Annotated in this window: 15 protein-coding genes; 10 read left to right on the top strand and 5 right to left on the bottom strand. The window is 69.6% G+C overall.

Annotated elements, in window-relative coordinates:
• Positions 1-9 precede the first annotated feature (9 nt).
• A complete protein-coding gene (locus AB0J97_RS44505) occupies positions 10-3,162 on the top strand; it encodes a Tn3 family transposase (RefSeq protein ID WP_364101344.1) in 3,153 nt (1,050 codons plus the stop codon).
• Between the two features lie 119 nt (positions 3,163-3,281).
• Here the strand turns inward: AB0J97_RS44505 and AB0J97_RS44500 are convergent, their stop codons facing one another.
• Together AB0J97_RS44500 and AB0J97_RS44495 are read right to left on the bottom strand one after the other, a co-directional pair.
• Entirely contained in the window at positions 3,282-3,920 is a 639-nt protein-coding gene (locus AB0J97_RS44500; protein ID WP_364101341.1) for a response regulator transcription factor, read from the bottom strand.
• Positions 3,921-4,217: 297 nt separating this feature from the next.
• Positions 4,218-5,345, bottom strand: a complete 1,128-nt coding sequence (locus tag AB0J97_RS44495) for a sensor histidine kinase (RefSeq protein ID WP_364101338.1) — start codon at positions 5,343-5,345, stop codon at positions 4,218-4,220.
• A gap of 166 nt (positions 5,346-5,511) precedes the next feature.
• On the opposite strand from AB0J97_RS44495, the gene AB0J97_RS44490 reads away from it, so the two are divergent.
• From AB0J97_RS44490 to AB0J97_RS44475, 4 genes are all read left to right on the top strand, one after another.
• On the top strand, positions 5,512-6,978 hold the full coding sequence (locus AB0J97_RS44490) for an alpha/beta hydrolase (RefSeq protein WP_364101335.1): 1,467 nt from the start codon (positions 5,512-5,514) through the stop codon (positions 6,976-6,978).
• Positions 6,975-7,934 (top strand): ATP-binding cassette domain-containing protein, encoded by a 960-nt coding sequence (locus AB0J97_RS44485; protein WP_364101332.1) that lies wholly within the window; start codon positions 6,975-6,977, stop codon positions 7,932-7,934. Before AB0J97_RS44490 ends, AB0J97_RS44485 begins: the two co-directional genes overlap by 4 nt.
• Positions 7,931-8,683 carry an ABC transporter permease gene (locus AB0J97_RS44480; RefSeq protein WP_364101329.1) on the top strand — a complete coding sequence of 251 codons (753 nt, stop codon included), beginning with the start codon at positions 7,931-7,933 and terminating at the stop codon, positions 8,681-8,683. The genes AB0J97_RS44485 and AB0J97_RS44480 overlap by 4 nt, the downstream gene beginning before the upstream one ends.
• Positions 8,684-9,253: 570 nt before the next feature.
• On the top strand, positions 9,254-9,415 hold the full coding sequence (locus AB0J97_RS44475; protein WP_364101326.1) for a hypothetical protein: 162 nt from the start codon (positions 9,254-9,256) through the stop codon (positions 9,413-9,415).
• A 128-nt stretch (positions 9,416-9,543) separates the two neighbouring features.
• Here the strand turns inward: AB0J97_RS44475 and AB0J97_RS44470 are convergent, their stop codons facing one another.
• The gene (locus AB0J97_RS44470; RefSeq protein ID WP_364101514.1) at positions 9,544-10,083 is read right to left on the bottom strand and encodes a DinB family protein; all 540 of its coding nucleotides are present in this window, start codon (positions 10,081-10,083) and stop codon (positions 9,544-9,546) included.
• Between the two features lie 162 nt (positions 10,084-10,245).
• Here AB0J97_RS44470 and AB0J97_RS44465 point away from each other — a divergent pair, with 162 nt between their 5' ends.
• A complete protein-coding gene (locus tag AB0J97_RS44465; RefSeq protein WP_364101323.1) occupies positions 10,246-10,626 on the top strand; it encodes a helix-turn-helix domain containing protein in 381 nt (126 codons plus the stop codon).
• A gap of 104 nt (positions 10,627-10,730) precedes the next feature.
• Here the strand turns inward: AB0J97_RS44465 and AB0J97_RS44460 are convergent, their stop codons facing one another.
• Positions 10,731-11,714 (bottom strand): nuclear transport factor 2 family protein, encoded by a 984-nt coding sequence (locus AB0J97_RS44460; protein ID WP_364101320.1) that lies wholly within the window; start codon positions 11,712-11,714, stop codon positions 10,731-10,733.
• Positions 11,711-12,598 carry an alpha/beta fold hydrolase gene (locus tag AB0J97_RS44455; protein WP_364101317.1) on the bottom strand — a complete coding sequence of 296 codons (888 nt, stop codon included), beginning with the start codon at positions 12,596-12,598 and terminating at the stop codon, positions 11,711-11,713. Before AB0J97_RS44455 ends, AB0J97_RS44460 begins: the two co-directional genes overlap by 4 nt.
• Before the next feature lie 159 nt (positions 12,599-12,757).
• Here AB0J97_RS44455 and AB0J97_RS44450 point away from each other — a divergent pair, with 159 nt between their 5' ends.
• From AB0J97_RS44450 to AB0J97_RS44435, 4 genes are all read left to right on the top strand, one after another.
• Positions 12,758-13,342: a TetR/AcrR family transcriptional regulator gene (locus AB0J97_RS44450; RefSeq protein ID WP_364101314.1), complete on the top strand. Its 585-nt coding sequence runs from the start codon at positions 12,758-12,760 to the stop codon at positions 13,340-13,342.
• A gap of 140 nt (positions 13,343-13,482) precedes the next feature.
• Positions 13,483-14,355, top strand: coding sequence for an alpha/beta fold hydrolase (locus AB0J97_RS44445; protein WP_364101311.1), 873 nt, complete (start codon positions 13,483-13,485; stop codon positions 14,353-14,355).
• A 220-nt stretch (positions 14,356-14,575) separates the two neighbouring features.
• Positions 14,576-16,105, top strand: a complete 1,530-nt coding sequence (locus AB0J97_RS44440) for an FAD-dependent monooxygenase (RefSeq protein WP_364101308.1) — start codon at positions 14,576-14,578, stop codon at positions 16,103-16,105.
• Between the two features lie 135 nt (positions 16,106-16,240).
• A partial coding sequence (locus AB0J97_RS44435) for an MFS transporter (RefSeq protein WP_364101305.1) occupies positions 16,241-17,112 on the top strand: 872 nt, incomplete at its 3' end.

The raw sequence follows: 17,112 nt of genomic DNA, 5'->3' as shown, positions 1-17,112 counted from the left end.
TTGTCGCCCATGCCTGTGGGGTTTTTGTCTGATGACCAGGTCAGGGCGTATACGGCGTTCGAGGCGCTGCCGTCGCTGTCGGATCTGGAGAAGTTCTTCTTCCTGGACGCGTTCGATCGGGATGTGATCGCGAAATCGCGCCAGGACTCGCATCGCCTGGGCGTGGCCGTCCAGATCGGGACGGTTCGCTACAAGGGGCTGTTCCTGGAGGATCCGCTGGCGGTGCCGTGGCCGGTGGTGGACTATCTGGCCGAGCAGCTGGGAATCGGCGATCCCTCGCAGGTCAAGAGGTACGGGGAGCGGCTGAAGACGGCGTACGAGCACGCGTGGATGATCCGGGACGCCTACGGCTACCACGACTTCGACGATCACGAGTCGTGGGAGGGGCGGGTCCTGGCGAGGCGGTTTCTGACGTTCCTGCACGGCCGGGCGTGGACGCATGCCGAGGGGCCGACGGCGCTGTTCGATCAGTCGGTGGCGTGGCTGCGCAGGCACCGGGTGCTGCTGCCGGGGGTGACAGTGCTGGAACGCCTGGTGGCCAGCGTCCGGGAGCAGGCCGACGAGCGCCTGTATGCGACGGTGGCGCGTCAGGTGGAGCGTGCTGATGCGGCGTTGCGTCGGGAGCTATCGGGGCTGCTGGTGGTTCCTCCAGGGGCGCGGATGTCGGAGCTGGAGCGGCTGCGGCAGGCGCCCAAGAGGCGGTCGGGCACGGAGATGGTGCGGGCGCTGCAGCGGGTGGACGACATCGCCCGGTTGCGGTTGGGGCGGGTGCGTATCGACAAGGTGCCGGTGCGGCGGGTGAAGACGCTCGCCAAGTACGGGGCGGGTAGCAAGGCGCCGCTGCTGGCGCGTCTGCAGGAGCCGAGGAAGACGGCGACGATGCTGGCGGTGACCCGGTCGTTGGAGGCCGAGGCGATCGATGACGCCCTGGATCTGTTCGCGCTGCTGATGGCCTCGCGGCTGATCTCGCCGGCGCGTCGCAAGTCTTCGGGCGACCGGCTGGCGATGCTGCCGAAGCTGGAGAAAGTCTCCCGGCTGTTGTCGCGGGCGGGCCGGGTACTGGTCGAGCAACTCGACCTGGTCGCCGAGGCGGGCGCCGACCTGGACCCCGCGGCGCTGTGGACGGCCGTCGTCGCGGAGGCCGGGGCGAGCAAGGAGCAGGTGCTGGCTGCGCTGGAACAGGTCGAGCAGCTCGTTCCCGACGACGACGGGGCGGCCGAGGCAGCGTTGCGCGCGGCGCTGGTGGACAAGTACAACACCGTCCGCCCGTTTTTGAAGCTGCTGGGCGAGTCGAAGGCGCTGGGCGCGGCGGCGGGCGGCCGCAAGGTCCTGGCCGCGGTGCGCGCCCTGCCGGAGCTGACGCGTCGGCACGTCTCCCGCAAGCCGCTTCTGCCGAAGGAGATCGACGCGTCCCTGGTGACGGCGGCGTGGAAGCGGCCGGTGTTCGCCAATCCGGAGCTGCCCCAGGGGGCGGTGGACCGTGACGCGTATGTGGTCTGTGTCCTGGAGGGGCTGTTTCGGGCGCTGCAGGTGCGGGACGTGTTCGCCGCGCCGTCGCTGCGGTGGGCCGACCCGCGCGCCCACCTGCTGGACGGCAAGGCGTGGGAGGCGATCAGCGAGGACGTGCTCGCCTCCCTGTCGCTCACCGACCCGGTCGAGGCGCATCTGGACGCCAAGCTGCTGGCGCTGGACGCGGCATGGAAGCAGATGGCCGGCCGGCTCGAAGAGGCCGGTGACGACGCTCTGGTCCGGGTGGTCACCCCGGCCGATGGGCACGCCCGGTTGTCGGTGGAGAAGCTTGGCGCACTGGGTGAGAGCCCGTCGCTGAAGTGGCTGCGTGCGGCCTGTCAGGCGATGCTGCCGCGCATCGACCTGCCCGAGCTGCTGCTGGAGGTGCACTCCTGGACCGGGTTCCTGGACGCCTACGTGCACCTGGCCGACATCTCCACGCGCATGCACGACCTGCCCCGATCGCTGGTCGCGCTGCTGATCAGCGAGGCATGCAACGTCGGCCTCACCCCGGTGATCAAGGACGGGGATGAGGCGCTGACCCGCGGCCGGCTCTCGCACGTCGACCAGAACTACGTGCGGGCCGAGACGCACGCCGCGGCGAACGCGATCCTGATCGAGGCCCAGCGCGGCGTGCCGATCGTGCAGCTGTGGGGTGGCGGGCTGCTCGCCTCGGTCGATGGGCTGCGCTTCGTCGTCCCGGTCCAGACGATCAACGCCGCCCCCTCACCGAAGTATTTTGGGTACAAGCGCGGTCTGACGCTCTTGAACGCCGTCAATGACCAGGTGATGGGGATCGGGCAGATGGTCGTGCCCGGCACGCCGCGCGATTCCTTGTACATCCTCGACACCCTGATCAACATCGACGCCGGGCCGCAGCCCGAGGTCGTCACGACCGACCAGGCGTCCGATTCGGACACGGTATTTGGCATCTTCTCCATGCTCGGCTACCGGTTCGCGCCACGCTTCGCCGACCTGGGCGACCAGCGGTTCTGGCACGCTGAGGTGCCCGACGGGACGGCACCAGCGTACGGGCCGCTGGAGACGATCACCCGCAACAAGATCAACCGGCAGAAGATCCACACCCAGTGGTCGGACATGACCCGGGTCGCCGGGTCCCTGGTCACCAACCAGGTCCGCGCCTACGACCTGCTGCGCATGTTCGCCCGCAACGGGCGGCCCACCCCACTCGGGCAGGCATTCGCCGAGTACGGGCGGATCGACAAGACCCTCCACCTGCTGTCCATCTTGGACCCGATCGACGACACCTACAGGCGCAAGCTGAACAAGCAACTCACTGTCCAGGAGTCCCGGCACCGGCTCGCCCGCAAGATCTGCCACGGCGGCAACGGCCAGATCCGCAAGGCATACCGTGAGGGACAAGAAGATCAACTAGCGGCTCTTGGTCTGGTCGTCAACGCGGTCGCGCTGTGGAACTCGAAGTACCTGTCGGCCGCGGTTGACCAGTTGCGCTCCCAAGGCGTCCCGGTGAACGACGAGGACGCCGCCCGGCTGTCCCCGCTCGGCCACGCCCACCTCAACGTCCTGGGCCGCTACTCCATCTCCTCCTCCGCGCCGGCCGAGGGACTGCGGCAGCTCGGTGAGATCCCCGACCTCCCCGACAACGGCGGCGTGAACGAGGAGGGGGTGTAGACCCCCGGGCTCACGGGTCACGACAAAGCATCCTGGTCCCGACGCTTACCTCGCAAGCCCGGTGTGCGGGCCGGCGTGGTGGAGCGCTGACGCCGCCCGCGGTCACGGCGCGCGGTGGGCTAACGCGGCGTGACCAGGCGGGCCTCGTAGGCTGCGATGACGAGCTGAGCGCGGTCGCGGGCGTTGAGCTTGGCCAGCAAACGGCCGATATGCGTCTTCACGGTCCCGGGACTCACCTGGAGCTGCACGCTGAGCTCGGCGTTGGACAGTCCGTGGGCGACCAGGGTGAGCACCTCGCGCTCCCGGTCCGTCAACGTGTCGAGCCCGTGAAAGGGCTGCTGGACCGGCCGGCGTACGAACTCCGCGATCAGTCGGGTGGTGACGGTCGGCGCGAGCAGCGTCTCACCCGACGCCACCACCCTGATCGCCTTCAGAAGGTCGTCCGGAGGCGCGTCCTTGAGCAGGAACCCGCTGGCACCCGCCCGCAGCGCCGAATAAACGTACTCATCGAGGTCGAACGTGGTCAGGATGAGCACCCGGGTGTCCCCGGCGATCTGCCCCGTCGCGGTGATGCCGTCCATCTCGGGCATTCTGACGTCCATGAGCACCACGTCGGGTGACTCCGTATGCGTGAGCGCCACCGCCTCCCGCCCGTCGCCCGCCTCCCCGACCACGGTGAGATCGTCCTCCGAGTCGATCAGCAAGCGGAAACTGCCACGCAGGAGCGCCTGATCGTCGGCGACGAGCACCCGGATCACGAGCCTCCTCCTGCCGCACCCACCCCGACCGGGCCCGGCCCGGCCCGCGGACGCCCTGACCGGACCCACCGACTCCGCTTCCTGCGGCTCACACTCGTGATCTTCGTCATCACGTCCATCATGACCGATCCGCGCCTACCGCTCGCACCACGTCGACGCTCTCTCGGAACGCCGGCCGTCCGTACCACTGCGGCGCCCTGTCGAATGGCCTGCCGTTCGCGCATGCCCGCGCTCGCCGGAACGTGTCCGGCGCCGCACCTTCTCCCCTCGTCGAGAAGGGGTGGAACTCCCAGATGGTCAAGGGATCTCCCATGACGCGTGCACGCCGAACCCCCTTCCCGGAAGCGGGCCGGCCTCGAAGGTGCCGCCGTACAGCAGGGCCCGTTCGCGCATTCCCGCCAGCCCGTGTCCACCCGGCCGCCCCGGCAGCACCCGCCGCCCAGGCCCGTCGTCGACCACGGAGATCCGCAACCTCCCATCGGTGACCGACACGCCGGCCTGGCAGTGGGCGGGAGCGGCGTGCTTGACGACGTTGGTGATCGCTTCCTGGAGGATGCGGTGAACGGCCGGTGCCATGCTGTCGGGCACGGTCCCGATCATCGACAGATCGACCTGCACGCCGGCCTCCGCCGCGCGGTGCGCCAAGGAGGGCAGGTCGGCGAGCCGGGGGAGCGGTGTGCTGTCGGGCACGCTGCCGGGTGCGCGCAGCACGCCGAGAATATGGCGCATCTCCGTGAGCGAGCCGCGCCCGATCTCCTCAATGACCCGCAACGCCTCGCGCCCTTCCTCCGGATGTTTGTCCAGGACCTTGGCCGCCACCCCCGCCTTGACAGTGATCACGCTCATCGAATGGGCGACGACGTCGTGCAGCTCGCGCGCGATCCGCAGGCGTTCGTCGGCCGCCGCCTGCTCGGCCTGCCTCCTGGCCTCGCGGGCGGCGAACTCGCGGCGGGTGCGCGCCGCCGTGCCGAGACTCCAGCTCGCTGCGAGGGCCAGCCAGGCCGCACCGAGGATGAAGACGGGGTCGGGCCAGCCGTTCGAATATCGTGCTGGGCCCGGCATCGAGACCAGCAGAGAGCCTCCGTTGACGAGCAGGCCCGACACCAGGGCGATCGCCGATCGCCACACCGGCCGACCGGTCGCCACGGGATAGATGGCCAGGGCCACCACGATCGTCGGCAGCAGCCGGTTGGCCTGCACCGCGAGCACGGCAAGGCCGATCAGCAGCGCACCATAGTAGGCGGGCTCCGGCCATACCCGCCGCACCGCCACAGGCACCGCCAGCAGCCAGCACAGCGCCATCGTCACGGCGTTCGTGGTCAGTCCCGGCGGACTCGCCGTAGACGCCAGCGCGAGCAGCACCGCGACCACGGCGTCGGCCAGGATGAGCAGCCAGGGCGGAGGCCGTCGGGCGAGCAGATTCACAACACGACGTTATCCAGGAACGGCCGGGGGCGAATCGGAGCACGGGCCGTCAGACCAGGGTCGTACTCCGCCCACGTACGCCCGCGCCGTATGCCCCTGGTCCGATCCCAAAGATCGGATCCGGCTCCGACGCGCGGACCCACCGCCGCACAGCATCGTTGCCGCCATGAACCGACGCAGACTCATCACCCTGTGCCTGGTGGCCTGTCTCGCCGTGCCGCTCGGCGGCATCGCGCTGGCCTCGGCGCAGGCCCACGACCTCGCGTGGAAGGACTGTGGCGACGGCCTGCGATGCGCCAAGTTGGTCGTTCCCGTCGACTGGGCCGATCCTGGCGGGCCCAGAACCTCGGTACACGTGGCCAAACTGCCCGCGACGGGCAAGAGCATCGGACCGCTGATCGTCAACTTCGGAGGGCCAGGCACCAGCACGTCGATGCTCAGGCGGAAAAGCCAGCCCGACGCTCCGGCGGAGCTGCCGAACCTGCTGGACGAGCTACAGAGGAGCTTCGACGTCATCGCCATCGATCCGCGCGGCCTGTCGGAGCCCGCGAGCCGCAAGAGAGTGAGCTGCGCGGAGCCCGGGGCCTCCACCTTCGGACTGCTCCTGGCCAGGACGAAGCAGGACTGGGACGCCCACGCCGCCAAGAACGCGGCCCATCAGGCGAGCTGCCGCATCATGGCCAAATCAGCCTGGCGCGGGATGACGGCATGGAACGTGGCCCACGACATCGACGCCCTGCGCGCCGCACTCGGCCAGGACAAGCTCATTTACGCGGGCAACTCCTACGGCACCGTCTACGCCCAGGCCTACCTGGAGCTGTTCCCGCAGCGGATCGGCCGGATGTACTTCGACGGCACCGCCGATCACACCCAGCAGGACTTCGAGCCCTGGATACGCAACTACGCGCTCACACAGGAGCGCCATCTCACCCGCTTCCGCGACTGGTGCGCCCGCCGCACCGACTGCGCCCTGCACGGCAGGGACGCCGGCAAGGCGTGGGACGAGCTCGTTGCCAGGGTGCGCCGCGGGCCACTGCCGGCGTCGGCCGGACGGACGGTGCATGAAGGGCAGCTGTACGCCGGCGCGATCAAAGGCATGAATCCGGCACTCTGGCCCCAGCTTGCCACCGCCATCCGCAAGGCCCTCGACGGCGACGCCGGCGACTTCCTGGAGGAGCTGCTCCCTGATGAGGGCCGCGCGTCCGTGAGCGACGACTCCTTGTGCAACGACTTCATGCCGAAGCTGCCGACATACGAGGAGTTCCAAGGCATCGAGGCCAGACTTCGCGAGATCGCGCCGAGGTTCGGTTGGATCGAGGGACGCTTCGAGCTCGGGCGGTGCTGGGGGCGCAGCGGCGGCGCGTCCTGGGCACCGCACCCGTTGCGCGTGAAGGACGCCCCGCCGATCCTCTTCGCGATCGGGGAGCTCGACAACAACACCAACTATCGCGGGCAGGCGCACGTGGCCGAGCAGATCCCGTCCGCGCGCGTCCTGTGGCACGGCGACGGCCACGCGGCGTGGGCCGCCAACACCTGCCTGCGGCGGCACGTCAACGCTTACCTGACCACGGGGGAACTGCCCGCGCCGGGCACGCGCTGCCCGGCCGAGCGGATCCAGAAGGTGGGCAAATGATCGAGGTCATAAACCTGACGAAAGTGTACGGTTCCACGCGCGCCGTCTCGGAGCTGACGTTCGACGTCAAACCCGGACAGGTCACCGGCTTCCTCGGACACAACGGCGCCGGCAAGTCCACCACCATGCGCATGATCCTCGGCCTCCACACGCCCACGTCGGGCAAGGCGTTGATCAACGGCGTCCGCAAACACGACCTGCGCGACCCCATGCGCGAGGTCGGCGCCATGCTCGACGCGGCCGAGGTGCAGGGCGGACGCAGCGCGTTCGCTCACCTCCAGGCGCTGGCGTACGCGGGCGGGATCGGGCGCCGCAGGGTCGTGGAGGTGCTGGAGGAGGTCGGCCTGGCCGGCGCGGCACGCAAGCGGATCGCCGGATTCTCCCAGGGGATGCGCCAGCGCCTCGGCATCGCGGCGGCACTGCTCGGCGACCCGGGCGTGCTCATCCTCGACGAGCCGGCCAACGGCCTCGACCCCGACGGCATCCGCTGGCTCAGGACACTGCTGAGGTCTCTAGCGGCTGAGGGGCGCACCGTCCTGCTGTCGAGCCACCTGATGACCGAGATGTCCCTCACCGCCGACCGGCTCATCATCATCGGCCAGGGCCGACTGATCGAGGACACCACGACGGCGGACCTGCTGGCCCGCTTCCACAGCGGCGTACTGATCCGATCACCCCACGCGGCCCGCCTGTCCAAGGCACTCGAAGCGGCCGGCGCAACCATACGCCCCGCTCAGGACACCGACGCCGGTGAGGAGCCGGTGCCCGGTGGGCCCGCGGCGGCTGGAGCCGATACGCGCCCCGTGCGAGACACCGGCGCCGGAGCGGAATTGCTGGTGACCGGCCTGACCGCCGCCGCCATCGGCGACATCGCCCTGGCGAACGGCTGTGCCGTTCACGAACTGGTGTCGCGCCGGACATCACTGGAGAAGGCCTTCATGGAGATCACCCAATGATCGACCTCGTCGCATCGGAATGGCTCAAGCTACGCTCGCTCCGAGCCACCTACTACGTCCTGGCCTCCACGCTCTCGGCCCTTGCGCTCACCGGCTTCACCGCCTACTCGATCTCGCACTACTTCGACACCAACGGCCCCAGCGGCGATCCCGTCGGCACGGGCCTCAGCCTCAGCGCCGACATTCCGCCTGTGCTGTTCGGCATGCTGGGCATGTTCGCCATCTCCGGCGAGTACGCCACCGGCATGATCAGACTCACGCTGACCACGATCCGGAGCCGGTGGACGCTCCTTCTGGCCAAGGCCGCCGTGGTGGCCGCCGTGGCCGCTGTCGCTGGCCAACTGCTGGCGTTCGTCACCTACTTCACCGCACAGGCCGTGGTGGCCGGGCGTCCGATCGGCGCCTCCTTCGCCGAACATGCGGCCCTGGCCGAGGTGCTGACCACCGGCGCCGGCTCAGCCGTCGCCGCGGTGATGGGGCTGAGCCTGGCCACGGTCCTGCGGTCGACACCGGGCGCGCTCATCGCGCTGGTCGTCCTCCCGCTCTCCCCGACCGTGCTCGAGCGCTTCCTCCCGGCTCCGTGGAACGACTGGATCAGCTCCCTGACGATTCCGTCACTGGCCAGGCAACTGGCCGCCGTACCCGACGCCGGAGCCTTCGGTCCCTCAACGGCCGCCGTTGTCCTGGTGGGTTACGTCGTGGTGTCCCTCCTGCCGGCAACTCTGGCGATCAACCACCGCGACGCCTGACCGGACCCTTATGGGCGGCCATGTACGTGGTTAGGACAGCCATCACGTACGTGGCCGCTCGCCGCTTCGCTACGGGCCGGGGCCGGGGCCGCGCCCGAGGTAGGTGAGGTGAGTGTCAGTTGGGTGCGCGTGCGGAACGTGACGGTAGACAGCGGACATGCGTGGCGCCCGTCGGCGCGGACCACAGCCGCGCACGAGGGAGATCCAGAACGTGGCCGGGATGAACTGGTGTTCCGTAAGGGGATCCCCCACCGGAACACCCGCCGCCCGGGCAATCGCCCCAGGTCAGAGTGTTCCTATTAGGTGTTCCGCTAACTGTTCCGGTGAAGGCCCCCTATCCGGCCCGGCGCTCGGGTCGCCGCCACCAGGGGCAAAGTAGCTCTGCGTAATCGTGGTTCGAGTGGCTCGCAGTCATGGAAGCCGGCTTGAGGCGGGGGCAATGTAGCTGAGAGTTGTGTCTCAAGTTCGCTACGTCGCGATCACAGCTCGGACGTACCGGTTGGTAGTCGAATGGCTACACACCATGTTTCTCCTGACCCTCCGCTGGAGATCGGGAGAAAGGGTGCAGGCATGCGACGTGACTGGGAGTTAGAGGACCTGATCGAGTGCTGGACGCTGGATGAGGAGGAGTTCGCGCTGCTGGCGAACAAGTCCGGGGCGACGCGGCTCGGCTTCGGTCTGATGCTGAAGTTCTTCGAGCAGGAAGGCCCGGTTCCCGCGACATGCGGGTGAGGTGCCGCGGGCGGCGGTGGACTACATGGCCGGGCAGGTGAAGGTCGATGCTGCGCTGTTTTCGGAGTATCGGTGGTCGGGGTCCACACCCTGCCCATAGCGGTGTGCACTGCCCCGATGAGGCCCTGTCAGACGCCTTGGCGTATGTACAGGTCGCGCAGCAGGCCGATCTCGCCGCCGTGATGCGAGACCTCGACCAGGGCGTGCAGCGCGAGATTCAGGTAGGTCTCATCGGCCCAACCGCCGGGACCCATGCCGATCGGGGCCAGCAGACGCTGGTCGCCGAGGGCGGCGATGCGGGAGGTGAAGTGCTCCCAGTCCTCGGCGAGCGCCTCGATGCCCTCTTTCGCGGTGCCCGGCCACTCGTCGCGCTCGCCGAACTCGGGGGCGTCGTCGAAGAGGTAGATCACGTAGCCGCGCAGGCAGAGGTTGCCGATGTGCCAGACGCGCCAGGCGATCGTGGTGACGGGGTCCGGCGCATCCGGGCTCGACTCCGGAAAGACCGCGTCAACGCGGAAGACGCCGTCGTCACCGGGGCGCAGGCCGACGCAGTCGCTGACCGGCTCCCAGTGGTACTCGGCGTCGGTCAGGCTCTGAAGGCGCCTGAACAGCATGGATCGCGCGCGTTCGAAGCTGGCGAGGATGTCTCGGGTGGCGGGATCGGTCATGTCCACCTGATGCACCCTATAGTCCGGGTCATGGAGCGCTATGTCGCCCACGGCGTCAGCCGCGCCGCCATACGGACCGCCCTCGCCGATCTCCTTCCCAGCCAGCCCCGGCCAGCGAGCCGTAGTCCACGAGCCGCAATCGTGATCTAGCTCATCGCTACTTTGGGGCTGGGGACAGCTTCGGGCGCGGAGGGCCTGGAAGGGCTCATCGTCCTGAACGACCTGTTCCAGCACGGCATCGCGGTCAAGGTCCTGGAGGGCATCGGGGCCGGCGAGCGCACCGAGCGCTCCCTAATCCTCGACCTGGCCCTGGCCCTGTCAGAAGACCGACGCCGCGACATCGTCTGCAAGACCAAGAACGGCCTGGAGGCGGCCCGCCGCCGCAGCCGGGTCGGCGGCCGCCCCCCGGTGGTCGACGACGACAAACGCGCTGCCATCCTCGCCCGCCGCGAGCGCGGGGAATCCATCCGCACCATCGCCGCCGGAGTCGGCGTCTCGGTCGGCGTCGTCCACAAGACCCTCGCCGACGCCAAGGAGTCGTAGGCTCCGGAGGTTCCTTGAAGAAGAACTTCTCCAGGTCTGCCGTAGGGGACCGCCCCCCGCGCCGATGGGCCGCACTCAGCAGGTCTCAGCCCTCGACAGGCTCTCTAGTCGCGATTGTCGTGATAGCTGACTTCGGCCAGGCGGTAGGTGACGCCGGTGACGATCGGGTCAAAGTACTCGCGGTACTCGCAGATCTTGCCCTCGGCGTTGAACTTGAAGATGCACACGTAGGTGTTCTCATACTTCTGGTCACCGCCCTTCATGACGTTGTCGGAGTCGAATCTGGCGATGATGGTGTCGGAGCCGCGGTCAGCCCAGGTCTCATGGAGGGGGAAGCGCAGGCTGTCAAACTGCTCCGGCACTCCCTTCCAGTTGTCATAGATGGCCTGCTTGCCTTTGAGATGGGAGGGAAACATCTCGGTGCCGAAGGGGTAGTAGTGGTCCGCGTCGTCGGCCCACAGCTCGATCCAGGAGTCGATGTCCTTCTCCTCCAGCAGACGAAGAAAGGTCCGCACCGTCTCGACGTTGCCGTCGCCTGGAGCCTCGATCGTCCTCACGCCCACTGCCTGTGCGGGCAGGTCCTTGTTGCCGTCGCCCCAGGTCGCTGTCATCACCACCGTAGTGATCAGCCATCGGCCGCCGGTCCGCGCCAGCTCCCAGCGGTAGTCGCCGCCGAGCGTCCACAGCGGAGCCCCATGAGATGTGGCGAGGCGGTGGGTGGCCTGGAAGGACGCGGTGCACACGGCACGGTCCCCGTCGATCTGTACCAGGTGGTTGGCGATCAGATGCTGGGTGGCGTCGTAGCCGCCCAGTGCCGCCGACCAGGCATCGACGATCTCCTGTGGAGTGAGCCGGACCGGGTCGCCGCCGTTGAGGCTGGTGTAGTCGAGGAGCACCTGGTCGGCGAACAAGTCGCGCAGGAGCGCCCATTCACGGCGGTCCGCATGCACGGCCATCCGGGTGCAGGTCTCGACGACCTCGATCCTGGTCTCGGACGGGGACGGCGCGGTGCTCTCAAGGGACTCGGTCATGGCGAGATGGGCTCCTGTCGGGGCGATGAATGGGATTGGCGAGTGCGGGGTGTTCACAGCGTGCGGGCGAAGTGCTCAGCCGCCGCGTCCGCGGCGAAGCCGACCTGGGGTGACTGGTCGTAGAAGTCGAACTGAGTGCCCTCGGTCCACAGGAAGTGCCTGGGCCCCGCGAGGCCGTCGTGGAAGCGGCGGGCGCCGTCCGGGATGGCGGCGTCCTGGCTGTGCACGAGTAGCACGGGCGCGCTCACCTTCGGCGCGAGCGCGACGGCGTCGAAGTCCAGCCACCCGGGCCAGGCCATGACGGCGAACCGGTTGGGCCACCGCGGGATCCCGCCGCGCCGCGGGTTGAGGTAGAAGTCGATGTCGAAGGGCATGGCCGCGTCCGGGTCGCTGGCGCTGACCACCGGCACGTAGACGACCTCGCCGCTCTCCTGGTACGTGCGCCGCGCCGCGGCCGCCGCTGCCTTCTTCGCCTCGATGCCCTCCGGACCGCCGTAGTTCTCCTCGCAGAGGCGGCGGTCGTGCAGCCACGGTGCCACCAAAGCGAGCGAGCCCACCCTGGGATCCTCGGCGGCGAAGGCGCTCACGTACATCGCGCCGGCGCACACCCCCAGCGCGCCCAGCGGTCCATCGGCCACCGCCGGATGCCCGGCCAGGAAATCGGCCGCCGCCCGCAGGTCCCGGCCCTTCAGCTCCGGCGACTCGACCTCGCGCGGCTCACCGCCCGAGGCGCCGTACCCGGTGAAATCGAAGGACAGGGCCGCGAAGCCGCGCCGGGCCAACTGCTCGGCGTACCGGTCGGCCATCTGCTCCTTGACGCTGGTCCACGTCCCGGCGACCACGACGCCCGCCACCGGAGCAGCGTCGTCATCAGGCAGAAAGAGGTGACCGGCGAGCTTGGCCGCGTCACCGGCGAAGCTGACCTGTTCTGGTTGGGGCATGTCGAAACTCCTTCAAGACCGGGTGGGGCGATGTGGAGAGGGTGATCGGGAGGGTACGGGGTTTCACGGCTACTCGATACGGATCGTTCCGTTTCGCTGTCTAGGTATACACGAAGTCGAGACGGAACGTTCCGTGCTGGGTGTGTCTAGAATGTGCCCATGTCCCCTAGACATCCCGAGCGCCGCAGCGAGCAGTCGGCCAAGGCCGTCGTCCAGGCCGCGCTGGAGTTGTGCCAGGAGATCGGCTACGCCAAGGTCAGCATCGAGGGCATCGCCTCCCGCGCCGGTGTGGGCAAGAACACCATCTACCGGTGGTGGCCCTCGAAGGCGGCCGTGCTGCTGGACGGCCTGCTGGAACTGTGGGGAGGCGCCGCCCCCTTCCCCGACACCGGTGACATCGTCGCCGACCTCAAAGCCCAGATGAGGGCGGCCGTCGCCAGCCTCATCGCCGACCCGGTGGGGCTGCACTACCGCGCGTTGATCGGCGAGGCCCAGCACGACGCCGCTCTGGCACAGGACCTGCACGAACGCCTGATCCGCCCGATGGTGCTCCGCGCCAACGAACGCATCGAGCTAGCCCAGCGCCAGGGCCAGATCCGCGGCGACCTCGACCCCGAACTCGTGGTCGAGCTGCTGTACGGCCCGGTCTACCACCACTGGCTGCTCACCGGCCGCACGCCCGAGCCCGCCCGCCTCGACGCCATCATCGACGCCACCTTCGCGAGCATGACACCCCAGGGATGATCGATCTCTCTCTTTGATCAGGGCCTCCGTTGCGCGCGGCCGTGAGCGCGGCGCGCGCAGGCCCTGCCTCCCGTACGGATCTGGCGCGACCAGTAGTTCTACAGAAGGCGCCCGTAGCCGGAGACGACATTCTCTAGGACATGCACAACATCTGGAGTGAAGAGTTCGGCGCCGCGACCGACGCTCCCATCCTGCTGATCATGGGTTCGATGTCGCAGGGCATCCTGTGGCCGGACGAGTTCGTCGGCCGCCTCACCGCCGGGGACCGCCGGGTCATCAGGTACGACCACCGCGACACCGGCATGTCGGACACCGTCGACTTCGCGGCCGAGCCGTACACGTGGGACGACATCAAGGGCGATGTCTACCGCGTGATGGACGCCCACGGGCTGCGGAGCGCGCACCTGGTCGGGCACTCGGCGGGTGGGCTGCTCGCCCAGCTCATCGCGGTGGAGCGGCCGGAGCGGGTGCGCTCGCTGACCGTCATCGCCGCCTCGCCGCTCGGCGGGGGCGAGGGCGAGGTGCTGGTACGGGCGCTGATGGGGCAGCCGCAGCCGGAAGGCAGCCTGCCGGAGCCGTCGCCGGAGTTCGTGGCCTTCTTCCGGGCGCTGATGGCGGGCCCGCAACCGTCGGGCAGGCGCGCGATCGTCGACGGCATGATCGCCGAGCAGCGGGTCCTGCACGGCACCGGGTTGCCGTTCGAGGAGGACGCGGCGCAACTGCTGCAGGAGCGGATCTACGACCGGGCCCGCGACCTGTCGGCGGTGGCCAACCACCGGCTCGCGGCCGCGGCCAAGCCGGACTTCGAGCCGGTGGGCGTTCTGCATCAGGTGAAGGCGCCCACGCTGGTCATCGAGGGCAGCCACGAGCCGGCCAAGCCGGGGCATGGCGCGATCATCGCCGAGCAGATCCCGGGGGCTCGGCTGATGATCGTGGAGGGCATGGGCCACACGCTTCCGCCCGAGACCCACGAGGAACTGGTTGCGGCGATCCTCGCCCACACAGCGGTGTGATAGGTGCCGTAACACCCGCCTCGCCTGCCGGCCGGGAAGAAGGCCCTTGCTCCATCGCCGGCCTCCGCCCGGCGTGCACACAGATCGCAGGCGCTGGTACCGGCCCTGACCGCATCCGGCTGCAGAGCACTTTCCTGCACACCCCCGTCCTGGACGCCTTCGACGGCATCCTGCACACCCCGGCCTCCACCGTGGCCCGCGACCTCAACGAAGGAAACCTGTGACTGAAACTGATGTGATCATCGTAGGCGCCGGCCCCGCCGGCCTCATGCTGGCCACCGAGCTGCGGCTGGCCGGCGTACGTCCGCTGGTGCTGGAGCGCAAGCCGAGGCGCCGCGACATCCCCAAGGCCGGCGGCCTCGGCGGGCAGATCCTGGAGCTGCTGCGCTACCGGGGCCTGCTGGAACGCTTCGAGGCGGCCTGCACCGGCCCCGTCCCGCCGCCCCGGTTCCCGTTCGGTGGCGTGCATCTGGACTTCACCCACCTGGCCGACCCGCCGCTGCACGCCCTGCCGCTCCCGCAACAGCAGTTGGAGCAGTTGCTCGACGACCGCGCCGGCGAGCTCGGCGCCGAGATCCGCCGCGGCCACGAGGTGACCGGGATCAGCCAGGACGACACGGCGGTGACCGTGGACGTGCTGGGTCCGGACGGCCCGTACCAGGTGGTCGGCCGCTACCTCGTGGGGTGCGACGGCGCGCGCAGCCGCGTCCGCGACCGGGCCGCCGTTCCGTTCCCCGGCATCACCTATCCGGAGGTCAACCGGCTGGCCCAGGTCACCCTGCCCGACGAGGTGACCGTGCTCGGCAACGGCGACCTCGACGTCCCCGGCTTCGGCACGATCGGCGCGGGCTTCACCCGCACCGACCACGGCCTGTTCGGCATCGGCTCCGCACCCGGCTCCAGGTCCGTCTCCCTCTACACGATCGAGGACGAGAGCACCGAGTACGACGACGACGTCCCCATGACCGTGCCGGAGCTCCAGGACAGCATCCACCGCGTGCTCGGCGCGCGGCTGCCCGTGGCGGAGGCGACCCGGCTGTCGCGGTTCACCTTCAAGGCCCGCCAGGCCGAGCGCTACCGCGACGGCCGGATCCTGCTGGCCGGCGACGCGGCGCACCTGTTCCCCGCCACCGGAGTGGCGCTCAACGCCGGGCTGCTCGACGCGGTCAACCTGGCCTGGAAGCTGGCCGCCGACCTGCACGGCCGCGCACCGGCTCACCTGCTGGACACCTACCACGGCGAACGCCACCTCGCCGGCGCCCGTACCATGCTGCACACCCGGGCCCAGGTGGCACTGCGACGCGGGCGCGACGCGGCCGCCGAGGCGCTGCGCGAGGTCTTCACCGAGCTGCTCACCGACGAGCAGCCGCTGCGCCGCATGGGAGCGCTCGTCGCCGGCACCGACATCCGCTACCCGATGCCCGGCACCGAGCCCCACCCGCTGGCCGGCACCTTCGCCCCCGACCTCGTCCTGCACACCGACCAGGGCGTCACCAGCGTCGCGGAGCTCCTCCACGCCGCCCGGCCCGTCCTGCTCGACCTCGCCGGCCGCCCGGAGCTTCGCGAGCTCACCTCGCAGTGGGGGGATCGCGTGGACGTGCGGACCGCCAAGACCGACGAGCGTCCGGCCGACGTCCTGCTGATCCGCCCGGACGCCCACATCGCCTGGGCCGCGGCGGTCGGCGAACCCGACGGCACCGCCGCGACCGCGCTGCGAGAAGCGCTGTCGCACTGGTTCGGCACTCCCTGACGGCCGGCCGCGCCTGACCCGGCCGCCGCCGGAGGGCAGGTTCGACGCGTACGTCCGGGCGGCGACGGAGGCGGCCGACAGCGGCGGCGCGTCCGTCCCGGTACTGGTGATCAATTGCTCTGAGGAAGGTTTTGCGTGAAGAGGTTGCTCGCCCTGACCTGTGCGGGTCAGTTCATGGTGCTGCTCGACAACACGATCGTCGGCGCCGCCCTGCCGGACATGCAGCAGCGGCTCCATACCGGGCTGACCGGGCTGCAGTGGATCGTCGACGCCTACGTGCTGCTGGTGGCCATGCTGCTGCTGTCGGGCGGGGTGTTCGCCGACCGGTTCGGCCGCAGGCGGGTGTTCCTGGCCGGGGTGGTGGTGTTCACGGCCGCGTCGGTGGTGTGTGCGCTGGCGCCCTCGATCGGCTGGCTGATCGCCGGGCGGGTGTTGCAGGGGGTCGGGGCCGCGGCGCTGAGCCCCGCCTCGCTGGCGCTGCTCACCGCCGCCCATCCCGCGCCGGGGGAGCGTGTCAGGGCGATCGGGTTGTGGGCCGGGTTCAGCGGCATCGGCCTGGCCGCCGGGCCGCTGGCGGGCGGGTTCTTGGTGGAGTCCTTCGGCTGGCCCGCCATCTTCCTGGTCAACGTGCCCATCGGGGTGGTCCTGCTGCTGGCCGGGCTGCGCGTGCTGGAGGAGTCCCGCAACGCGGGCGCGCCGCCGATCGACGTCCCCGGCACGGTCCTGTCCGTCGCGGGCGTGGGCGCCTTCACCTACGGCCTGATCGAGGGCGGTTCCCGAGGCTGGACCTCGCCGGTGATCCTGGGCAGCTTCGCCGCCGGGCTGGCGCTCCTGGCCGCGTTCGTCGTGGTCGAGGGCCGGGTGTCGACGCCGATGCTGCCGCTGCGGCTGTTCCGTCAGCGGCTGTTCACCGTGTCCAACACGGCGATGGTCGTGGTCGGGTTCGCGCTGACGGGGTCGTCGTTCTTCTTCTCCCAGTTCTTCGTCCACGTCCAGGGCACCTCGAT

Source organism: Nonomuraea sp. NPDC049607 (assembly GCF_040675375.1).
In the GTDB taxonomy this organism is placed as follows: Bacteria; Actinomycetota; Actinomycetes; order Streptosporangiales; family Streptosporangiaceae; genus Nonomuraea.
Note: the sequence above shows the minus strand (reverse complement) of the source record. Positions and strands in the feature narration are given on the sequence as shown.

What these genes read in the sequence shown, in the direction of transcription:
- AB0J97_RS44485 (WP_364101332.1), top strand. Translation starts at nt 6,975, where the DNA reads ATGATCGAGGTCATAAACCTGACGAAAGTGTACGGTTCCACGCGCGCC.
- AB0J97_RS44450 (WP_364101314.1), top strand. Translation starts at nt 12,758, where the DNA reads ATGTCCCCTAGACATCCCGAGCGCCGCAGCGAGCAGTCGGCCAAGGCC.
- AB0J97_RS44455 (WP_364101317.1), bottom strand. Translation starts at nt 12,598, where the DNA reads ATGCCCCAACCAGAACAGGTCAGCTTCGCCGGTGACGCGGCCAAGCTC.
- AB0J97_RS44505 (WP_364101344.1), top strand. Translation starts at nt 10, where the DNA reads ATGCCTGTGGGGTTTTTGTCTGATGACCAGGTCAGGGCGTATACGGCG.
- AB0J97_RS44490 (WP_364101335.1), top strand. Translation starts at nt 5,512, where the DNA reads ATGAACCGACGCAGACTCATCACCCTGTGCCTGGTGGCCTGTCTCGCC.
- AB0J97_RS44475 (WP_364101326.1), top strand. Translation starts at nt 9,254, where the DNA reads ATGCGACGTGACTGGGAGTTAGAGGACCTGATCGAGTGCTGGACGCTG.
- AB0J97_RS44445 (WP_364101311.1), top strand. Translation starts at nt 13,483, where the DNA reads ATGCACAACATCTGGAGTGAAGAGTTCGGCGCCGCGACCGACGCTCCC.
- AB0J97_RS44480 (WP_364101329.1), top strand. Translation starts at nt 7,931, where the DNA reads ATGATCGACCTCGTCGCATCGGAATGGCTCAAGCTACGCTCGCTCCGA.
- AB0J97_RS44470 (WP_364101514.1), bottom strand. Translation starts at nt 10,083, where the DNA reads ATGACCGATCCCGCCACCCGAGACATCCTCGCCAGCTTCGAACGCGCG.